General features: G+C 47.1%; 14 protein-coding genes and 1 tRNA gene. All 15 read left to right on the forward strand.

All coding sequences use genetic code 11. The features are described 5' to 3' along the window. The first annotated feature begins 102 nt into the window (after nt 1–102). Nucleotides 103–792 carry a hypothetical protein gene (locus FYJ59_RS03810; RefSeq protein WP_154495347.1) on the forward strand — a complete coding sequence of 230 codons (690 nt, stop codon included), beginning with the start codon at nt 103–105 and terminating at the stop codon, nt 790–792. Next, entirely contained in the window at nt 782–2,020 is a 1,239-nt protein-coding gene (locus FYJ59_RS03815; RefSeq protein WP_154495349.1) for a peptidase U32 family protein, read from the forward strand. The genes FYJ59_RS03810 and FYJ59_RS03815 overlap by 11 nt, the downstream gene beginning before the upstream one ends. Before the next feature lie 96 nt (nt 2,021–2,116). Continuing rightward, nucleotides 2,117–4,453, forward strand: a complete 2,337-nt coding sequence (locus tag FYJ59_RS03820; protein ID WP_205839442.1) for an LTA synthase family protein — start codon at nt 2,117–2,119, stop codon at nt 4,451–4,453. Nucleotides 4,454–4,683: 230 nt separating this feature from the next. After that, nucleotides 4,684–6,795, forward strand: coding sequence for a glutamine synthetase III family protein (locus FYJ59_RS03825; RefSeq protein ID WP_022154079.1), 2,112 nt, complete (start codon nt 4,684–4,686; stop codon nt 6,793–6,795). 225 nt (nt 6,796–7,020) lie between these two features. After that, the gene (locus FYJ59_RS03830) at nt 7,021–9,132 is read left to right on the forward strand and encodes a glutamine synthetase III family protein (RefSeq protein ID WP_154495353.1); all 2,112 of its coding nucleotides are present in this window, start codon (nt 7,021–7,023) and stop codon (nt 9,130–9,132) included. A gap of 179 nt (nt 9,133–9,311) precedes the next feature. Next, a tRNA-Gln gene (locus FYJ59_RS03835) sits at nt 9,312–9,383 on the forward strand. Nucleotides 9,384–9,550: 167 nt separating this feature from the next. Further along, on the forward strand, nt 9,551–11,554 hold the full coding sequence (gene uvrB, locus FYJ59_RS03840; protein WP_154495355.1) for an excinuclease ABC subunit UvrB: 2,004 nt from the start codon (nt 9,551–9,553) through the stop codon (nt 11,552–11,554). A 23-nt stretch (nt 11,555–11,577) separates the two neighbouring features. Then, nucleotides 11,578–14,451 carry an excinuclease ABC subunit UvrA gene (gene uvrA / locus FYJ59_RS03845; RefSeq protein ID WP_205839443.1) on the forward strand — a complete coding sequence of 958 codons (2,874 nt, stop codon included), beginning with the start codon at nt 11,578–11,580 and terminating at the stop codon, nt 14,449–14,451. Between the two features lie 136 nt (nt 14,452–14,587). Further along, entirely contained in the window at nt 14,588–15,580 is a 993-nt protein-coding gene (mreB, locus tag FYJ59_RS03850; protein ID WP_022154084.1) for a rod shape-determining protein, read from the forward strand. Between the two features lie 63 nt (nt 15,581–15,643). Further along, entirely contained in the window at nt 15,644–16,423 is a 780-nt protein-coding gene (locus FYJ59_RS03855; RefSeq protein WP_154495357.1) for a flagellar hook-basal body protein, read from the forward strand. A 127-nt stretch (nt 16,424–16,550) separates the two neighbouring features. Then, the gene (locus tag FYJ59_RS03860) at nt 16,551–17,369 is read left to right on the forward strand and encodes a flagellar hook-basal body protein (protein WP_022154086.1); all 819 of its coding nucleotides are present in this window, start codon (nt 16,551–16,553) and stop codon (nt 17,367–17,369) included. Between the two features lie 16 nt (nt 17,370–17,385). Then, complete coding sequence (locus FYJ59_RS03865; RefSeq protein WP_154495359.1) at nt 17,386–17,748, forward strand: rod-binding protein; 363 nt, start codon at nt 17,386–17,388, stop codon at nt 17,746–17,748. Between the two features lie 116 nt (nt 17,749–17,864). After that, nucleotides 17,865–20,123 (forward strand): SF1B family DNA helicase RecD2, encoded by a 2,259-nt coding sequence (recD2, locus tag FYJ59_RS03870; RefSeq protein WP_154495361.1) that lies wholly within the window; start codon nt 17,865–17,867, stop codon nt 20,121–20,123. Next, nucleotides 20,120–20,821 (forward strand): ComF family protein, encoded by a 702-nt coding sequence (locus tag FYJ59_RS03875; protein WP_235897901.1) that lies wholly within the window; start codon nt 20,120–20,122, stop codon nt 20,819–20,821. Before recD2 ends, FYJ59_RS03875 begins: the two co-directional genes overlap by 4 nt. A 20-nt stretch (nt 20,822–20,841) precedes the next feature. Beyond that, nucleotides 20,842–21,243: a flagellar protein gene (locus tag FYJ59_RS03880; protein WP_118551782.1), complete on the forward strand. Its 402-nt coding sequence runs from the start codon at nt 20,842–20,844 to the stop codon at nt 21,241–21,243. The last annotated feature ends 4 nt before the right edge of the window (nt 21,244–21,247 follow it).

The following is a 21,247-nucleotide window of genomic DNA, read 5'->3' on the forward strand; positions in this document are numbered from 1 at the left end:
GCCCTTTATCTATGATGTAATATATAAACTATCTTATCATATGTAAAATATAATGTCATTAATAATTACTTTTATTACCGAAAACTAAAAGGAATAGAATACATGAATAAAAATATAATTTTCAAAAGAATACTTATGATAGCGCTGACCATACTTATGATTTTGCTTGAATTGTCTTTTTGGCCGGGATATCTGGCGCATGATTTTTTTTGGAGCAAAAGTAATAGCGCATATGGAAATTATAATTCGCCATATGCAAAGGGTGTGAGCACTACACAATATTTTATCCCACAGATGAGTTGGCTGTCCGGGATTGATATAGTAGCTGATTTTGATGAAAATGCTGTCGGTAATGAGACGCTTGAATTTGCAATTTATGATGAAAAAGGGAAAAAAATTTACGATGATCAGATATCAATTGCGAAAATGCAGAGTGGTCTGTATTATACCATTCCTGTAAAGAAAAAGTTGAAAGTGGGGGAACAATATTATTGGACCATTTGTGCAACGGAGGATCTGCCTTATGACTGGCGGTTGATGTATTCTGCGGATAAAACAGGGATAGCATCGGAAAATACATTCGTTACATCAGAGGGGCAACAGACATTTGGAGAAGAACAGCAAACGGTATCACAGTATTGTTATTATACGCATAAAGACAAAGTGATTATTATAGCAACTTGTTGGTGTGGATCAATATTGATATATTTGATTATCCTTGAGATCATTCAAAAAATATTTAGGAAACCGTCTGCTGACAATGAAGAAAAGGAGAAAAATCATGACTTATAAAAAACCGGAACTTTTGATCCCGGCCAGCAGTCTGGAAGTATTGAAGACTGCGGTAATGTTCGGGGCAGATGCAGTATATATCGGAGGAGAAGCATTCGGACTGCGGGCCAAAGCGAAGAATTTCAGCAGTGAGGAAATGGCAGAGGGTGTGGCATTTGCTCATGCGCATGGCGTAAAAGTATATGTAACGGCCAATATTCTGGCACATAACTATGACCTTGATGGGGCCAGAAAATATTTTGCCGAACTGCGGGATATGAAACCGGAACAGCCGGATGCGTTGATCATTTCAGATCCGGGAATGTTTATGATTGCGAAGGAAGTATGGCCTCAGGTGGAAGTGCACATTTCAACACAGGCTAACAATACGAATTATGAGACCTATCTGTTCTGGTGGAAACTGGGAGCGAAGAGAGTCGTGTCGGCCAGAGAGCTGTCTCTGGTGGAGATCAAAGGAATCCGGGAAAAGATTCCGGCAGAAATGGAGATTGAAAGCTTTGTCCATGGTGCAATGTGTATCTCTTATTCCGGCAGATGCCTGCTGAGCAATTTCTTTACCGGGAGAGATGCCAACAGAGGCGCCTGTACCCATCCCTGCCGTTGGAAGTATGCTGTGGTGGAAGAGACCAGACCCGGAGAATATCTTCCGGTATATGAGAATGAGAGAGGAACTTATATTTTTAACTCCAAGGATCTGTGTATGATCGAGCATATTCCGGAACTGGTGGAAGCAGGTATTGACAGCCTGAAGATCGAAGGCCGTATGAAGACGGCATTGTATGTCGCAACTGTGGCCAGAACTTATCGGAAAGCCATTGATGACTATTTTACCGATCCGAAATTGTATGAGAAAAATATGGACTGGTATCAGACCGAAATTTCAAAGTGTACCTACAGACAGTTTACCACCGGATTTTATTTCGGAAAACCAGATGAGAATACACAGATCTATGATAATAACACCTATGTGAATGAATATATCTATCTTGGAATCGTGGAGGCGGTAAAGGATAATCTGTGCCGGATCGAACAGCGGAATAAATTCTGCGTGGGAGATACGATCGAGATCATGAAGCCGGACGGCACAAATGTACCTGTGACTGTGGAGGCAATGTATACAGAAGATGGGGAAAGTGTGGATAGTGCGCCCCATCCCAAGCAGGTGTTGTGGATAAAATTATCCGAGGCTGCGGAGAAGTATGATCTGTTACGTCTGGAAAACCACTGATGAATAAATCCAATTGGAACAAAGGATAGAGTTAGAATGAAAAAGATTTTCTCTGAAAGAAAATACGGAATAGTCCGAGCAGTATTATTCATGCTTATGATTACTGTTTTACTGACACTGCACAGGCAGTGGCTGGTCTCGGATGAGGTCAATTTTGCAACGGGTGAAAACCGGTGGAATTTAGATGGCGATTATGAGAGAAATACTGTTTGCCAGATTTTCAGACCATATGGCACAGGAGAATTAAAAAAGATAGGCATTGTAGTTACCGCACCGGAAGATTCCATGCAAGGGGGATTCCTGACGATAACCTTGACGGAAAAAGGGGAGGATGAAGCTTTCAGCATAATACAGATTCCCTATGAAGAAATCCAATTGGACAAATACACAGAAATAGATGTAAGTCAGCAGGTATCTCAGTGGAAGGAATACGAACTGAGGATAAAATTGGACAAGACAGAAAACGGAACACAGCCACAACTTCAAGCGTGCAATAAAGAGGATGGCATTTCGGAAAACAGAACGTTGTATTTTGGAGAAAATAAGGAAACGGGGCAACTCTTACTTTTATACGAATATGAGGATATTTTGGACCGAATGAAAGTAGTGCGCATCGTGATTCTGTGTTTGCTCATTGCTTTCTTTATTGCATTCCCATTTCCGGACAAAAAATGGATCAGAAACATTGTCGGAATACTGGTGCTTATGACAATTCCCTATCTTTTGGGAAGACGTTTGGAGCTTTTGTCTGCAATACAGATTGTATTATTACCGAATGCTATGAAGTGGAATATTGGAATGATGTACGGATTGGAGATTATTTTATTGCTTTGTTTCGGATCAATTTCGACTACTGCAATAGTGACGGACGTATTCCTGACAGTTCTGTATACAGCCAATTACTATGTTTATTCTTTCCGTGGGGAACCAATCCGCATCAGTGATATTTCTGCTGCGGGGACAGCTGCACAGGTTATGGGAGGGTATGATTATACACCAAATGATCATTTGATTTTTGCATGGGGTATTGCAATTCTTTTGGGAGTGATTGCCTGGAGATGCAGGATCCCTCATATCAAAAAGACAGTAATCACACCAAAAAAATGGATTCTCCGGGGGAGTGGGATCATAGCGGCGGTGCTGACAGCTATAGTGAGCTATCATATGTTTGTTGACACGGATTTACTGGTGAAGCATGGATTTGAGAATGTGACAGGATTTCACAGAAATATGACATATCTTCAAAATGGTTATCTGGTGGCGACATGCCTGGATCTGCAGGATATGAAAGATATTGAATATGCGGACTACTCAGCGGAAAGAGCTCAAGAATTACAGGAAGAATATCAGAAGATGAATACTCCGATTACGGATGATATGCCCAATGTAATTATGATTATGAATGAAAGTTTTACGGATCTCAGAGTACTTGGCAATCTTGAAATCAGTGAGGAAAATTTAGGATTTATTTATGGATTGAAGAAAAATACAATTCATGGATATGCGAATGTATCCACTTGGGGAGGAGGTACCTGCAAGACAGAATTTGAAGCGTTGACAGGAAACACAATGGCGTTTTTTCCGCAGTCATATTATCCTTATATGCAGGGAATCAAGGGACCAACAGAATCTTTGGTGACTGTGATGCAGGCAAATGGATACAAGACATATTCCATGCATCCGGAACGCAGACAGAACTGGAATCGCGATAAAGTTTATAAATACCTGAATTTTGATCAAAGCCTGTGGAAAGAAGATTTTACCGGGGCAAGATATCTTCATCATGGCGTAGCTGACGTGGAAACTTACAAAAAAATTGAGGAATTATATGAGCAGAAGGCGGCTGGAGAGAGAATCTTTGTCTTTGATCTGACAATGCAGAATCATAGTGGTTATAGCAGGGAAGCAGACAATGAAACAGCATATTCCATACATGCAGTGAATGCCTCCGATGCGGAAGCGGATCTGTTTTTATCGTTGATAAAAGAGTCAGATGATGCCTTTTCACAGCTGGTGAATTACTTTGAACAACAGGATGAAAAAGTGATTATTTGCATGTTCGGCGATCATCATCCGCAAATTGAAAATGAAGATTTTTATAATACAATCTATGATCAGACAGAAGGAATGACAGAAGAAGAGTTCCAGTTCAATAAATATAAGACTCCGTTCGTGATTTGGGCAAATTATGAGATTGAGGAACAGGAAGGAATGGATATCAGTTCAAATTATTTGGGTGCATTACTGTTGAAGACAGCCGGAATTCCCGGAAATGCATATTTCAATTATTTGGAACAACTGATGGAAGAGTATCCGGTGATCACGATAAATGGTTATAGGGACAGTGAAGGTAACGTATATTCCTGGTCCGGACAAGGTGATGAATTCCCGGATTATCGTACACTGCAGTATAAGTACATGTTTGATAAATAACTTTTTTGGTGCGCTTGTCAGAAAGAGAAAAATAAATAATTACGAAGGAGAAACTTTGGGGACGGAAAGTATCTGTGAGCTGTCGAATGATACTGCAATTTGAAACATTTGCGGATATTTTTGGAAAAACATATCAATAAAACGAAAAAATAGTAATTGACCATCATAACGCACGTGTTGTAAACTATATTGGATAATAATTCTATAGTATACCGAAGGGAAGTAGGGACATGCGCGAGGAATTGAATGTAGAGGAGCTTTTTGCCAGCAAGGTATTTACCCTGGGCAAGATGAAGGAGAGACTCCCCAAGAGCACTTACAAAGAAGTAAAAAAGATTATGGATCAGGGAGGAGAACTTTCCCCGGCGACAGCAGATGTAGTGGCGACGGCCATGAAAGACTGGGCGATTGAGAACGGGGCGACCCATTATACTCACTGGTTCCAGCCGTTGACTGGTATCACCGCTGAAAAACACGATGCTTTTGTAACACATCCCGATGAGGATGGCCGTATGATCATGGAATTTTCCGGTAAGGAACTGATCAAGGGCGAGCCGGATGCATCTTCTTTCCCGTCCGGGGGCTTGCGTGCGACTTTTGAGGCAAGAGGTTATACCACATGGGATATTACCTCTCCTGCATTTATCAAAGAGACCGCGACCGGTCCGACCCTTTGCATCCCCACTGCTTTCTGTTCTTATAAGGGCGAAGCTCTGGATAAAAAGACACCGTTACTTCGCTCCATGGAAGCTCTGAGCAAACAGGCAATCCGTATTGTGCGTCTGTTCGGTAATACAGAGGCAACCAAGGTACTGCCCTCCGTCGGCGCAGAGCAGGAATATTTCCTGGTGGATTCTGCCAAGGCATTGCAGCGTGAAGATATTATTTTCGCCGGACGGACCCTGTTTGGTGCTCCTGCGCCCAAGGGTCAGGAGATGGATGACCATTACTTCGGCGTTATCCGTGAACGCATCGGCGGTTTCATGCACGATGTGAACATCGAACTGTGGAAGCTGGGCGTTACTTCCAAGACACAGCACAACGAAGCAGCACCCGCACAGCATGAGGTGGCACCGATTTATGAGTCTGCCAATGTGGCAGTAGATCATAACCAGCTGGTAATGGAGACTTTGAAACGCGTGGCAGGCAAGCATGGCCTGCGCTGCATGCTGCACGAGAAGCCTTTTGCCGGCGTGAACGGTTCCGGTAAGCATAACAACTGGTCCATCACTACGGATAACGGCGTGAATCTTTTGGAGCCGGGACAGACTCCAAATGAAAATATTCAGTTTTTGTTAGTGCTGGCATGTATCATGAAGGCAGTAGATACCCATGCGGATCTGTTGCGCCAGAGTGCATCTAATGTAGGCAATGATCACAGACTGGGTGGCTATGAGGCACCTCCTGCTATCATCTCTATTTTCCTGGGCGAGCAGCTGGAGGATGTGGTGGCACAGCTGGTGGAGACCGGTAAGGCCGACAATCTGAAAGAAGGCGGCGTACTGCGTACCGGTGTATCCACATTACCTGATTTTGTAAAGGATGCCACCGACAGAAACCGTACTTCACCCTTTGCTTTCACAGGCAATAAATTTGAGTTCCGTATGGTTGGCAGTGAGGATTCCATCGGAAGCCCCAACACCACTCTGAATGCCATTGTTGCAGAGGCTTTCTGTGAAGCGGCCGATCGGCTTGAGGGAGCGGAAGACTTCGATATGGCAGTACATGATCTGATCAAGGAATATATGACCGAGCACCAGCGTATTATTTTCAACGGCAACGGTTATGCCAGGGAATGGGAAGAGGAAGCAGCCAGAAGAGGACTGCCCAATATTCCTTCCATGGTAGCAGCAGTAGATACTCTGACCACACCCAAGGCGATCCATCTGTTTGAGAAGTTCGGTATCTTCACCGAAGCAGAGCTGCGTTCCCGTGCGGAGGTACTGTATGAGACCTATGCGAAGACCATCAATATCGAGGCACTGACCATGGTGGATATGGCAAATAAGCAGATCATCCCCGCAGTCATGAAGTACAGCAAGTCTCTGGCGGATGCTGTCATTGCCATTACGGAAGCAGGGGGAGATACCTATGTGCCTGTCCGTATGTTGCAGCAGATCACGCAAAAGCTGACTGAGATGGAGAAGGCTTCGGAGGCACTGCTCAATGTCGAAAAGAAGGCATCCGCAATGGAGAGAGGCAAGGAGCAGGCATTCTGCTATCACGATGAAGTCATGGTGGCTATGACTGCGCTGAGAAAGCCCGCTGACGAACTGGAAAAACTGGTAGATAAAAAATACTGGCCGTTCCCGACGTATGCGGATCTGCTTTTTGAGGTATAGAACGTTTCAAAGGTCGTTTCGGATGCAATCATAAAATTTTTTCAAAAAGGGTATTGCAATCGAAAAAAAACTGTTGTATAGTAATGAACCATAGAGGAGCGATCCTCACAAGTAAATATTTTTCAATGCGAACAAAGGCGTTTACACTAGTAGTGTAGCGCCTTTCTTTTTGTGCAAGTAAGTCGCAGGAAGCATGAAAAATTGCAAATTAAGGAGGAAACGAAGATGAGTGAAGTATTAAACGTGGAAGAAATCTTTGGCAGTAAGGTATTCACTCTGGGGAAAATGAGGGAAAGATTGCCCAAGAGCGTATACAAAGAAGTAAAGAAGATCATTGATCACGGCGGAGAGCTGTCTCTGGCAACCGCTGATGTTGTGGCAAAGGCAATGAAGGATTGGGCCATCGAGAACGGAGCAACCCATTATACTCACTGGTTCCAGCCACTGACCGGTATCACGGCTGAGAAGCATGACGCATTCGTAACTCATCCCGATGAGTACGGCAAGATGATCATGGAGTTCTCCGGTAAGGAGCTGATCAAGGGCGAACCCGATGCATCTTCCTTCCCCTCCGGAGGCTTACGAGCAACCTTTGAGGCAAGAGGCTATACTGCATGGGATATCACATCTCCCGCATTCCTGAAAGAGGATGCGACCGGCGTGATCCTCTGCATTCCCACTGCTTTCTGCTCTTACAAGGGTGAGGCACTGGATAAAAAGACACCGTTACTGCGTTCCATGGAAGCTGTCAGCACCCAGGCACTTCGTATCGTAAGACTGTTCGGCAACACCGAAGCTACCAAGGTTGTAGCAAGCGTCGGACCTGAGCAGGAATACTTCCTGGTAGACAGAGATAAATACCTGAAGCGTGAAGACCTGATTTTTGCCGGACGTACCCTGTTCGGTGCACCCGCACCCAAGGGACAGGAGCTGGAGGATCATTACTTCGGTACCATCCGTGAGAGAATCGGCTCTTTCATGAAGGATCTTAACATTGAACTGTGGAAGCTGGGCGTAACCGCGAAGACACAGCACAACGAAGTAGCTCCCGCACAGCATGAGCTGGCTCCCATTTATGAGACTGCAAATATTGCAGTAGATCACAACCAGCTGGTTATGGAGACCATGAAAAAGGTAGCGGGACGTCACGGCATGACCTGTCTGCTTCATGAGAAGCCTTTCGCCGGTGTGAATGGCTCCGGTAAGCATAACAACTGGTCTCTGGGAACCGATAACGGTGTAAACCTGTTAGATCCCGGCGATACTCCTAACGAGAACATCCAGTTCCTGTTGGTACTGGCATGTATCCTGAAGGCCGTAGATACCCATGCGGATCTGCTTCGTCAGAGTGCATCCGATGTCGGCAACGATCACAGACTGGGAGCTAACGAGGCACCGCCCGCAATCATCTCCGTATTCCTGGGCGAGCAGCTGGAGGATGTGGTAAAGCAGCTGGTGGAGACCGGTGATGCAACTCATTCTATCCAGGGCGGTAAGCTTTTAACCGGTGTATCCACACTGCCTGATCTGGATAAGGATGCAACAGACCGTAACAGAACTTCACCGTTTGCTTTCACCGGTAATAAGTTCGAGTTCCGTATGGTAGGTAGTGCAGATTCCATCGCCAGCCCCAACACTACTCTGAATGCCATCGTAGCAGAGGCTTTCTGTGAGGCAGCAGATATTCTGGAGAAGGCAGACAACTTCGATATTGCAGTACATGATCTGATCAAGAAGTACCTGACTGAGCATCAGAGAATTATCTTCAATGGTAATGGCTATTCCGAGGAATGGGTAGAAGAAGCTGCCAGAAGAGGACTTCCCAACATCAAGTCCATGGTAGAAGCTTCCGAGACTCTGACCACCGAAAAGTCTATCAAGCTGTTCGAGAAGTTCGGTATCTTCACCAAGGCTGAGCTGGAATCCCGCGAGGAGGTTCTGTATGAGACCTACTCCAAGACCATCAACATCGAAGCTCTGACCATGGTAGATATGGCGAAGAAGCAGTACATTCCCGCAGTTATGGAGTACACCAAGACTCTGGCGGATACCGTACTGGCTGTTAAGAGTGCAGGCGCTGATGCTACTGTGCAGACCACAGTTCTGAAGAGTATTTCCGAGAAACTGGCAGAGGCACAGGCAGCAGAGACCGCACTGGAAGATAAGCTGGCAGAGGCAGCAGGTATCGAAGATCCCAAGAAGCTTGCCTTCTTCTATAAAGATGTGGTACATACCGCAATGGATGACCTGAGAGCTCCCGTGGATGCACTGGAGATGATGGTTGACAAGAAAGTGTGGCCGGTACCTACCTACGGCGACCTGATCTTTGAAGTATAATCATTGCTTATATCGTTTCTCTCATTTTTTAAATATGACGAGGCCGCAATCACAAAAAAGGTGGATGCGGCCTTGTTTTTGGCTGAATTGTTCCAATTTTGTATACTTTTTTAAAATTTTTTAAATTGGGTATTGCAAAATGGGAAAAGATAGTGTATACTTCATCAAGTAAACGACATAGGGCTATCGCCAAACGGTAAGGCAACGGACTCTGACTCCGTCATTTCAAGGTTCGAATCCTTGTAGCCCTGTTAAGGAAAACCTCAGTAGAGAAATCTGCTGAGGTTTTTTGTTACATCAGAAAAAGTAACAAATACCGAACATATTTTCGATGATGTCTGTACTTTTCAAAAAAAGTCTGCTATAATCTGTGCGTGACATGAAATAATAAAGGTAACAGATAAGTACGGAGATGCGTATGAAGCAATCTAACGAACCCTCACAATTCAAATTACATTCCGAATATCAACCCACCGGAGACCAGCCGCAGGCAATCGCGGAACTGGTAGAAGGTTTCCGGCAGGGCAATCAGTTTGAGACCCTCCTGGGTGTCACTGGTTCGGGTAAGACCTTTACCATGGCGAATGTGATCCAGGCGCTGAACAAGCCAACACTGATCATTGCGCATAACAAAACACTGGCGGGACAGCTTTACGGGGAAATGAAGGAATTTTTCCCGGAGAACGCAGTGGAATATTTTGTCTCCTATTACGATTATTATCAGCCGGAGGCTTATGTGCCGTCTTCGGATACCTATATTGCCAAGGATTCTTCCATCAATGATGAGATCGATAAGCTGCGTCTGTCGGCGACAGCATCCCTGGCGGAACGCAGGGATGTCGTGGTGGTGGCCAGCGTGTCCTGTATCTATGGTCTGGGGAGCCCGGACGAATATCAGGATCTGATCGTATCTCTGCGCCCCGGAATGGTGAAGGACCGGGATGAAGTGCTCCGGGAGCTGATCGACATTCAATACAATCGTAATGATATGGATATCCAGCGTGCAACTTTCCGTGTCAGGGGAGATGTAGTGGAAGTGTACCCGGCACAGGGCGGAGACTATCTGATCCGCATCGAATTTTTCGGAGATGAGATCGACCGGATCGCCGAGGTGGAGCCTCTGACAGGGAAAATCCACGCAGAGCTGAACCATGTAGCAATCTTCCCGGCATCTCATTACGTAGTCTCGCAGGAGAAGATCAAGGCAGCCTGCGACAATATCGAAGAAGAGATGAAGGAGCGGGTGCAGTTTTTTAAGGGCGAAGACAAGTTGATCGAGGCACAGCGGATCGCGGAACGGACGAATTTTGATATCGAGATGCTCCGGGAGACCGGATTCTGTTCCGGCATCGAGAATTATTCCAGACATCTGAACGGACTTCCTGCGGGAGCGCCGCCCATGACGCTGCTGGACTTTTTCCCGGATGATTTTCTTATCATCGTGGACGAGTCTCATATGACGATTCCGCAGATCCGCGGCATGTATGCAGGAGACCGTTCGAGAAAACAGACACTGGTAGATTATGGCTTCCGTCTGCCCTCTGCACTGGACAACAGACCCCTGAATTTCGAAGAATTCGAAGCACATATAGACCAGATGATGTTCGTATCTGCGACACCTTCCGATTATGAGAAGGAGCACGAGCTGCTCAGGACAGAGCAGATCATCCGTCCGACAGGACTGCTGGATCCGGAAGTACAGGTACGCCCTGTGGAAGGACAGATCGATGATCTGATCGGAGAAGTAAATAAAGAGATTGAAAAACACCATAAGGTACTGATCACCACGCTGACCAAGCGTATGGCGGAAGACCTGACAGATTATATGAAGGAAGTCGGTATGCGGGTAAAATATCTGCATTCCGATATCGATACGCTGGAGCGTGCCCAGATCATCCGTGATATGCGACTGGATGTATTTGATGTGCTGGTAGGTATTAATCTTCTGAGAGAAGGACTGGACATTCCGGAGATCACACTGGTAGCGATCCTGGATGCGGACAAGGAAGGGTTCCTAAGAAGTGCAACATCCCTGATCCAGACCATCGGCCGTGCCGCACGTAATGCGGAGGGACATGTCATCATGTATGCCGACACGATCACGGATTCCATGCGGGAAGCGCTTGACGAGACCAACAGACGTCGCGAGATCCAGATGAAGTATAACGAAGAACATGGCATTACCCCGCAGACGATCAAAAAGGCGGTGCGGGATCTCATCAGCATCTCCAGGGTGATCGCCAAGGAGGAGGTACGCTTCGAGAAGGATCCGGAATCCATGACGAAGAAGGAACTGGAGAAGCTCATCGGCGAGATCCAGAAGAAGATGCAGAAGGCAGCGGCAGACCTGAACTTCGAGGCGGCGGCAGAACTTAGAGATAAAATGCTTGAATTAAAGAAACAATTAAATGATATGGAATGATATGAAATAAGAAAGGCAAGACAATGGAAGAAGCAAAGAAGATGCGCCCCCGGGAGTACATTAAGATCCGGGGCGCCAATGAACATAATCTGAAAAACATCAATGTGGACATTCCCAGAAATGAACTGGTGGTACTCACCGGGATGTCCGGTTCCGGAAAGTCTTCCCTGGCATTTGATACGATCTATGCCGAGGGACAGAGGCGTTATATGGAATCTCTGTCCTCCTACGCAAGACAGTTCCTGGGGCAGATGGAGAAACCCAACGTAGAAAGCATCGAGGGGCTGTCTCCCGCCATTTCCATCGATCAGAAGTCGACCAACCGTAACCCTCGTTCCACTGTAGGTACGGTAACGGAGATCTATGATTACTTCCGTCTGTTGTATGCGAGGATCGGTATTCCCCACTGTCCGAAGTGCGGCAGGGAGATTTCCAAACAGACCGTAGACCAGATGGTAGACCAGATCATGAACATGGGAGAAGGTACGAAGATCCAGTTGCTGGCACCGGTGGTCAGAGGCCGTAAGGGCGAGCATGCCAAAGTGCTGGAGCGTGCCAAGAGAAGCGGTTATGTCAGGGTACGGATCGACGGCAGCATGTATGAACTGACGGAAGAGATCAAACTGGATAAAAATATCAAGCACAATATCGACATTGTAGTAGACCGTCTGGTGGTAAAGGATGGTATTCAGCGCCGCCTTACAGATTCCATTGAAAACGTACTGGAGCTGGCCGAAGGCCTGTTGGTGGTGGATGTGATCGGTGGCGAGCCGGTGACCTTCAGCCAGAGCTTCTCCTGTCCGGACTGCGGCATCAGTGTCAGCGAAGTGGAGCCGAGAAGCTTCTCCTTCAACAATCCCTTCGGTGCCTGCCCGGTATGTTTTGGACTGGGTTACAAGATGGAGTTTGACGAGGATCTGATGATCCCGGACAAGAGACTCAGCATCAATCAGGGAGCGATCACCGTGATGGGGTGGCAGTCCTGCGCGGACAAGGGCAGTTTTACCAATGCCATATTGCAGGCACTGGCCAAGGAATATCATTTTGACCTGGACACGCCTTTTGAAGAGTACCCGCAGAAAATTCATGATATCCTGATCCATGGAACCAATGGTAAGGAAGTTATGGTACATTATACCGGCCAGCGCGGAAGTGGTGTGTATCCGGTAGCATTCGAAGGACTGATCAAAAATGTGGAGCGTCGTTATCGCGAGACTGCATCCGAAAGCTCCAAACAGGAATACGAAACCTTTATGCGCATTACCCCCTGTAAAGAGTGTAAGGGAATGCGTCTGAAGAAGGAATCCCTGGCAGTTACGGTATGCGATAAAAATATTTACGAGATCACTTCCATGTCCATCCGTGACCTGCAGAAGTTTTTAGATACCATGACACTGACGAAACAGCAGCAGTTCATCGGAGAGAGAGTCCTGAAGGAGATCCGCGCCAGAGTGGGATTCCTGGTGGATGTAGGACTGGAATATCTGTCCCTGGCCAGAGCTACCGCTACCCTGTCCGGTGGTGAGGCACAGCGTATCCGCCTGGCGACCCAGATAGGTTCCGGACTGGTGGGCGTGTGCTATATTCTCGACGAGCCCAGTATCGGACTGCACCAGAGAGACAATGACAAACTGCTGAATACCCTGAAGAATCTTCGGGATCTGGGCAATACCCTGGTAGTGGTGGAACACGATGAGGATACCATGCTGGCAGCGGATTATATCGTAGATATTGGTCCCGGTGCCGGTTCCCACGGTGGCGAGGTTATCGCCTGTGGTACTGCAGAAGAGATCATGCAGATCCCGGAGTCCATTACGGGACAATACCTCAGTGGTAAAAAAAGAATTCCTGTGCCGAAGACCAGGAGAACTCCTGCCGGCTGGATCAAAGTATTGGGAGCACAGGAAAATAACCTGAAAAATGTAGATGTGGAGATCCCATTGGGCGTCATGACATGCGTTACCGGTGTGTCTGGCTCCGGAAAAAGCTCACTGGTGAATGAGATTCTCTACAAACATCTGGCGAGGGAGCTGAACCGTGCACGTTGTATTCCCGGTAAACATAAGGGAATCGAAGGCGTGGAGCAGCTGGATAAAGTCATCAACATCGACCAGTCCCCCATCGGACGTACCCCCAGATCCAATCCGGCTACCTATACCGGAGTGTTTGACCTGATCCGCGATCTGTTCGCCTCTACGGCGGATGCCAAGGCGAAGGGCTACAGCAAGGGTCGCTTCAGCTTCAATGTCAAGGGCGGACGTTGCGAAGCCTGCGGCGGTGATGGCATTATCAAGATCGAGATGCATTTTCTGCCGGACGTCTATGTGCCCTGTGAGGTCTGCGGTGGCAAACGTTACAATCGTGAGACACTGGATGTGAAATACAAGGGCAAGAGCATTTTCGACGTACTGGACATGACCGTAGAGGAAGCATTGCCTTTCTTTGAGAATGTGCCCTATATCCGCAGAAAGATCGAGACCTTATATGATGTGGGACTTTCTTATGTGAAGTTGGGACAGCCCTCTACCACGTTATCCGGCGGTGAGGCACAGCGTATCAAGCTGGCAACCGAGCTTTCCAGAAGAAGTACCGGGAAGACGATCTATATTCTCGATGAGCCTACGACAGGATTACATTTTGAAGATGTGCATAAGCTGGTGGAGATTCTCCACAGACTGGCAGACGGCGGAAATACCGTAGTCGTCATCGAACACAACCTCGATGTGATCAAGACAGCGGACTATATTATCGATATGGGACCGGAAGGCGGAGACCGCGGCGGCACCGTAATCGCGAAGGGGACTCCGGAGGAGATCGTAAAGGTGAAGAAATCCTATACCGGTTACTATGTGAAAAAGATGCTGGAGAAGGACAAGGCACTGCGCCTTTCGGAATAGTTATATAAATTTTAAGAAATACCCTCTATGAAAATGGAAAAAATTCAGTTATAATATGATGTATATGACTAAAATAGCGCGTAGAGTCTAAACTTATATATAGATTGATACCATCGGAAAGGGGTAGAATAGAAAAATGCAGTGCACAGACATCGGAATTGATTTAGGTACCGCCAGCATTCTGGTATACATCAGAGGAAAGGGAGTCGTATTAAAGGAGCCCTCTGTTGTAGCTTTTGATAGAGACACAAATAAGATTAAAGCCATCGGAGAGGATGCGCGACTGATGCTGGGAAGAACTCCCGGTAATATCGTAGCGGTAAGACCCTTACGTCAGGGTGTTATCTCCGATTATACCGTAACCGAGAAAATGATGAAGTATTTTATCCAGAAGGCTCTGGGTAAGAGAACCTTTCGCAAACCTCGTATTGCGGTCTGCGTACCCAGCGGTGTTACGGAAGTAGAGAAGAAAGCCGTAGAAGATGCTACCTATCAGGCAGGTGCCAGAGAGGTATCCATTATTGAGGAACCGATCGCAGCTGCAATCGGTGCCGGAATTGATATTTCCAAACCCTGTGGCAACATGATCGTAGATATCGGCGGTGGTACTTCCGATATCGCTGTCATCTCTCTGGGAGGTACGGTAGTCAGTGCTTCCATCAAAATCGCCGGAGATGATTTCGACGAAGCTATCGTTCGTTATATGCGTAAGAAACACAATCTGCTCATCGGTGAGAGAACCGCAGAGGACCTGAAGATCAAAATCGGCTCCTGCTATAAGAGAGCGGAAGTGGATTATATGGATGTCAGAGGACGTAACCTGGTAACCGGTCTGCCGAAGACGGTAAAGGTATCTTCCGAGGAGACCGAAGAAGCTCTGCGCGAGACCACAGCACAGATCGTGGAGACGATTCACAGTGTACTGGAGAAGACTCCGCCCGAGCTGGCAGCGGATATTGCGGACAGAGGAATTGTGCTGACCGGAGGCGGAAGCCTGCTGCGCGGTCTGGAGGATCTGATCTCTGCCAAGACAGGGATCAATACCATGACAGCTGAGGATCCCATGACAGCAGTAGCCATCGGAACCGGTAAATACGTAGAATTCCTGGCAGGATACAGAGATAATTAATGAAGCAAATGGCAGGATGCCGGACATTTGTCGAAGGATCGATATCGCAAATGGAGGATACAAATGGTTAAAGGATTATACACCGCATACACGGGTATGATAAACGAGCAGAACCGAATGGATATCATGACCAACAATCTGGCCAATGCATCTACCGTCGGCTATAAAAAGGAAGGCTCCACCAGCCAGTCCTTTGATGATGTGCTGACAGTTAAGATCAAGGACCAGTCTGTAGGCATGAGGAATGTCCAGAGACTGGGAGTGAAGAATCCCGGAGTTAAGATCGGAGAGAATTATACCGACTATTCCCAGGGATCTTTCCGCATCACGGGTAATACTTATGATCTGGCTTTGTCGGGAGAAGGCTTTTTTGCCATCGAATTTACGAATAAGGCCGGAGAGACAGATACCAAATATACCCGCGCCGGTCAATTCACGCTGAACAAGGACGGCTATCTGGTGACAGAAGAGGGTGACTATGTCCTGGATACCCAGAACAGACGGATCCGGCTGAATACTCTGATCGATTCTTCCATCACAGATGACGGCACGATCTACCAGAATGGTCAGGCAGTGGCTAAGATTCAGGTGACGGATTTCGAAGATTATGATTATCTGGGAAAATACGGCGAGACCTACTATCAGCCAATCCAGGGAGCCAAAACGATTGCAGCAAAAGCACAGGTGAAATCCGGCTATCTGGAAATGGCAAATGTGCAGATCGTATCGGAAATGGTGAATCTGATCTCTATTACCCGGGCATATGAGTCAAATCAGAAGGTAGTGCAGACGATCGACGATACACTGGACGTAGCGGTGAACCAGATTGGCAGAGTCCAGTAATCTAAAAAGAAAAAGAGCCGATATATATGATGTCGGGGGGCAAAAGCACCCGACCTTGATACACAACTTTCAGGATGGAAAACCGGATCATGGATGATATCAGGGACAGCGTGAGAGGAGACTACATATGGTCAGAAGCTTATGGACAGCAGCGACCGGCATGATCGCACAACAGACAAATGTGGATACCATTGCCAATAACCTGGCAAATGTCAACACCACAGGCTATAAGACACAGGTGAATGAATTTAAGAGCCTGTTATATCAAAACATCCAGACGAAAACAACCTCCGCTAATGGGGATGCGAAACCGAGCAGTGCACAGGTGGGACTGGGCGTACGGAATGCTTCCATCAGTTCCGTGTTTAAGGAAGGAAGCCTGACGGCATCCGACAGCGACACCGCATTTGCAATTGACGGTAAGGGATTTTTCGCAGTTCGCGGTGCGGACGGCAATACCTATTATACGAGAAATGGTAATCTGAAGTTTACCCTGGCTTCGAACGGTGGCAATATGCTGGCAACCTCAGAGGGACTTCCGGTACTGGATACGCAGGGACGTCCCATTGTTCTTAGTAATAACTATGTAATGAGCAAGGTTACTGTCAGCAAGGACGGCAGCCTCTGCTATCCGGATGCACAGAACAATCCGCAACCTATCGGTATTACGATCGGCGTATTCCAGTTCAACAATCCGAACGGCCTGGAGAGACTGGCAGACAGCCTGTATCAGCAGACAGCAGCCAGTGGACAGGCGATCAACGAAGCTACCAATAATAATGTGGAACGAAGCAGTATCATCCAGGGATATCTGGAAAGCTCCAACGTACAGGTAGTGGATGAGATGGTCAATATGATCGTGGCACAGAGAGCTTATGAACTGAACTCCAAAGCCATTACGGCATCCGATGAAATGCTGCAGCAGGCGAACAACCTACGTAGGTAATGAGAAAGGCTAAATTATGGATATTAGCAGTTTGTACGGAAGCTCTGCGCTGGACAGCACCGCTTACACCAATGCAGCGAACCAGACGGCTTTCAAATTACAGGATAAATTAAACAGCTCCGATTATTCGAAGGCAACAGATGATGAACTCATGGATGCCTGCAAACAGTTTGAATCCTATTTTCTGGAGCAGATGTTCAAAGAAATGATGAAGACCATTCCGGAGAGCGAGGATACTTCTTCCTCCAATTCCCAGCTGATGGACTATTATAAGGATGAAATGGTACAGCAGATCGCATCAGATTCCACAGAGCAGAACAGTTTGGGACTGGCACAGATGCTTTATGAGCAAATGAAGCGCAATTATAATCTTGAGTAAGTATTTCGGGCTGCCGTTCCCGGCGGCCCTTTTCTTTATCTTTTACCGCAACCGCGGCATTTTCCGGGCATTTCGCAGAGAACAGCCACAAATACACAGCAGAATGAGGAATAAAAATGGAAAGCATTACAGGATATGTAGATCATATTGTCTTTCAGAACAGTGAAAATGGATATACCGTCATGATACTGATGATGGAAGGGGAAGAAGTGACTTGTGTCGGCATGTGTAAGGGCCTGGGACAGGGAGAAAATATCACTGCCGAAGGGGAGTATATAGAGCATCCGGTGTATGGAAGACAGTTTAAAATACAGAACTACGAGACGGTGACCCCCACGGATCGTGTAGGAATGGAAAGATATCTGGGATCCGGTGCGATCCGCGGAGTGGGAGAGGCACTGGCGGCCCGTATTGTGAAAAAATTCGGCGATGACACGTTCCGGATCATAGAAGAAGAGCCGGAGCGCCTGGCGGAAGTGAAGGGTATCAGCGAACGAAAAGCACAGGAGATCGCCATCCAGATGGAAGAAAAAAAGGATCTTCGGGAAGCACTGGTATATTTGCAGCAATACGGCATCAGTAATACACTGGCGGTAAAAATATATAATACTTATGGCACGGAGATGTATAGCGTCATGCGGGAAAATCCGTATCGTCTGGCGGAGGATGTGAGCGGCGTCGGATTCCGGATCGCGGATGAGATCGCGGGAAGAATCGGAATTCACACGGACTCGGATTATCGTATCCGCAGTGGAATCTTGTATACGCTGTTACAGGCGGTAGGAGAAGGGCACTGTTATCTGCCATTGGAGCAATTGCTCTGCCGTGGAGCGGAACTATTGGGAGTGACAGAGGATAATATCCGTCCGCAGGTGGATAATCTGATCGTGGACCGGAAGCTGGTGGCGAAAGGAGAAGCGGTGTTTGCGGCACCTTATTATTATGCGGAACTGAATTGTGCCAATATGCTGCGGAATCTGAATATTCCCATGGCAGAATCGGAGAATCTGCCGTCACAGGACATGGCAATCCGCAAGAGACTGGAGCGGATGGCGGAAAATCTGTCCATGGAACTGGATGAACTGCAGTTGAAAGCAGTGGAAGAAAGTATCAAAAACGGTCTTTTTATTTTATCCGGCGGTCCGGGAACCGGCAAGACAACTACCATCAATATGATCATCCGTTATTTCGAATCGGAGGGAATGGATATTTTTCTGGCAGCACCCACAGGCCGTGCGGCGAAGAGGATGACGGAAGCAACCGGATTCGAGGCTAAGACGATACACCGGCTGTTGGAACTGAACAGCGCATTATCCGGAGATGACAGCAGAAAGGCAAATTTCGAAAGAAACCAGGAGAATCCGTTGGAAGCTGATGTCGTGATCATTGATGAGATGTCCATGGTAGATATCCAGCTGTTTCAGGCGCTGTTGAAAGCAATCCTTCCGGGGACGAGACTCATTCTTGTGGGAGACGTGGATCAGCTGCCCAGCGTAGGCCCGGGGCAGGTATTAAGAGACCTCATGAACAGCAAGGCGTTCCCCATGGTGACACTGGAGAAAATCTTCCGGCAGGCCGGGCAAAGTGACATTGTTGTCAATGCACACCGCATCAATAAAGGAGAACAGATCGCGTTAGACAATAAATCAAAGGATTTCTTCCTGCTGGAGAGAAGTGACGTAAATGTCATATATAAACATATGATTCAGCTGATCCAGGATAAGCTGCCCCGATATGTCAATGCAACACCGTTTGACATTCAGGTATTGACGCCCATGAGAAAGGGGAGTCTGGGATGTGAAACCTTAAACGGAATTCTGCAGCGGTATCTGAATCCAGCCGATCCCTGTAAAAGAGAGCATGCGTGCGGAAATGCAGTGTTCCGTGAGGGCGACAAGGTCATGCAGATCAAAAATAACTATCAGCTGGAATGGGAGATCGTCGGCAGATATAATATTCCCATAGATAAAGGCCTGGGTGTATTCAATGGAGATATGGGAAGAATACGGGAGATCAATGATACCGCTGCGACACTGACGGTAGAGTTTGATGATGGCAGACGTGTAAATTACCCATTCTCGGGACTGGAAGAACTGGAATTGTCGTATGCGATCACCATACATAAGTCTCAGGGAAGTGAATACCCGGCGGTTATTCTGCCGCTTCTCGGAGGACCGAGAATGCTGTTTAACCGCAATCTTCTGTATACGGGGATCACCAGAGCCAGAAACTGTGTCACGATTCTGGGAAGTAGTGAAACAGTCCGGAATATGATCGACAATGTCAGTGAGAATCGCAGATACACTGCACTGGAGCAGAGAATCCGGGAGGTTTGTGATCTCCCCGAGATATGCTGCTTGCGGGAGGAAGCATGAAGATACTATGGCAGCTGCTGTTCCCTACGAGATGTCCGGTGTGTGACAGGATCGTAAAACCTTTCGGAGAGAAGATCTGCCTGGAATGTCTTCCGAAGCTTCGCGTGGTAACTCCGCCCTGGTGTATGAAATGTGGCAAAAAGATACAGGAAGACGGAGAATTCTGCAGCGACTGCTGCCAGAAACAGCATATGTTTGATCGCTCCAGAACACTGTATGAATATGCGGCGGCCGCACCTTCCATATACCGTTTTAAATACAAGGGAAGACAGGAATACGCGGAATTCTTCGGAGAAGAAATGGGAAAATATCTGGGAGATTTTATCCGCAGCGTATCGCCGGACGTACTGGTACCGGTACCTCTGCATAAAAAGAAGCTTTCGAAGCGGGGATACAATCAGGCAGCCTGCCTGGCACGGGCCCTGGGGAAAAACATGCAGCTGCCGGTAGATGAAAAGCTGGTGAAAAGAGTGCGGAATACGGCGCCTATGAAGCGGTTAAATCCCGCGGAAAGGCAAAATAATTTGAAAAAGGCTTTTAATATAGGCAGAAATGATGTAAAATTATATGACCGGATTATTCTGGTGGATGATATTTATACGACAGGTACCACGCTGGATGAGATCGCAGCTTTGCTGAAATCCCATGGCGTATCCGAAGTGTATTGCGTTACGCTGGCCTGTGGGGCCGGATTATGATGAGGAAGGTGTGAAGTACAATGAATATAAGAAATTGCAGAATGTGCGGACATATATTTAATTATGTAGCAGGTCCGATCCTGTGTCCTCATTGCAGAGAAAAAATGGAAGCAAAGTTCCAGGAAGTAAAAGAATATATCCGCGCGAATCCCGGAGTGGGAATACAGGATGTGGCAGAGAACTGCGATGTGGAACCCTCACAGATCCAACAGTGGCTCAGAGAAGAGAGACTGGAGCTGACAGAAGGATCCGCAATCTATCTGCAGTGTGAAAAGTGCGGCGCACCGATCCGTAGCGGAAGATTTTGCGAAAAATGTAAGTATGAGATGTCCATGGATCTCCAGAGTGTGTTGCCCAAAAAGTCTGTAGGAACGCAGACCACCAGAATCTCTAGGGACGGAGAACGGATGCGTTATCTGTAGGCAT

It is taken from the genome of Waltera intestinalis, assembly GCF_009695995.1.
Taxonomy (GTDB): Bacteria; Bacillota; Clostridia; order Lachnospirales; family Lachnospiraceae; genus Acetatifactor; species Acetatifactor intestinalis.

What these genes read in the sequence shown, in the direction of transcription:
- FYJ59_RS03820 (WP_205839442.1), top strand. Translation starts at nt 2,117, where the DNA reads ATGATTACTGTTTTACTGACACTGCACAGGCAGTGGCTGGTCTCGGAT.
- FYJ59_RS03875 (WP_235897901.1), top strand. Translation starts at nt 20,120, where the DNA reads ATGAAGATACTATGGCAGCTGCTGTTCCCTACGAGATGTCCGGTGTGT.
- FYJ59_RS03880 (WP_118551782.1), top strand. Translation starts at nt 20,842, where the DNA reads ATGAATATAAGAAATTGCAGAATGTGCGGACATATATTTAATTATGTA.
- FYJ59_RS03825 (WP_022154079.1), top strand. Translation starts at nt 4,684, where the DNA reads ATGCGCGAGGAATTGAATGTAGAGGAGCTTTTTGCCAGCAAGGTATTT.
- uvrB (WP_154495355.1), top strand. Translation starts at nt 9,551, where the DNA reads ATGAAGCAATCTAACGAACCCTCACAATTCAAATTACATTCCGAATAT.
- recD2 (WP_154495361.1), top strand. Translation starts at nt 17,865, where the DNA reads ATGGAAAGCATTACAGGATATGTAGATCATATTGTCTTTCAGAACAGT.
- FYJ59_RS03815 (WP_154495349.1), top strand. Translation starts at nt 782, where the DNA reads ATGACTTATAAAAAACCGGAACTTTTGATCCCGGCCAGCAGTCTGGAA.
- uvrA (WP_205839443.1), top strand. Translation starts at nt 11,578, where the DNA reads ATGGAAGAAGCAAAGAAGATGCGCCCCCGGGAGTACATTAAGATCCGG.
- FYJ59_RS03810 (WP_154495347.1), top strand. Translation starts at nt 103, where the DNA reads ATGAATAAAAATATAATTTTCAAAAGAATACTTATGATAGCGCTGACC.
- FYJ59_RS03865 (WP_154495359.1), top strand. Translation starts at nt 17,386, where the DNA reads ATGGATATTAGCAGTTTGTACGGAAGCTCTGCGCTGGACAGCACCGCT.
- mreB (WP_022154084.1), top strand. Translation starts at nt 14,588, where the DNA reads ATGCAGTGCACAGACATCGGAATTGATTTAGGTACCGCCAGCATTCTG.
- FYJ59_RS03860 (WP_022154086.1), top strand. Translation starts at nt 16,551, where the DNA reads ATGGTCAGAAGCTTATGGACAGCAGCGACCGGCATGATCGCACAACAG.
- FYJ59_RS03830 (WP_154495353.1), top strand. Translation starts at nt 7,021, where the DNA reads ATGAGTGAAGTATTAAACGTGGAAGAAATCTTTGGCAGTAAGGTATTC.
- FYJ59_RS03855 (WP_154495357.1), top strand. Translation starts at nt 15,644, where the DNA reads ATGGTTAAAGGATTATACACCGCATACACGGGTATGATAAACGAGCAG.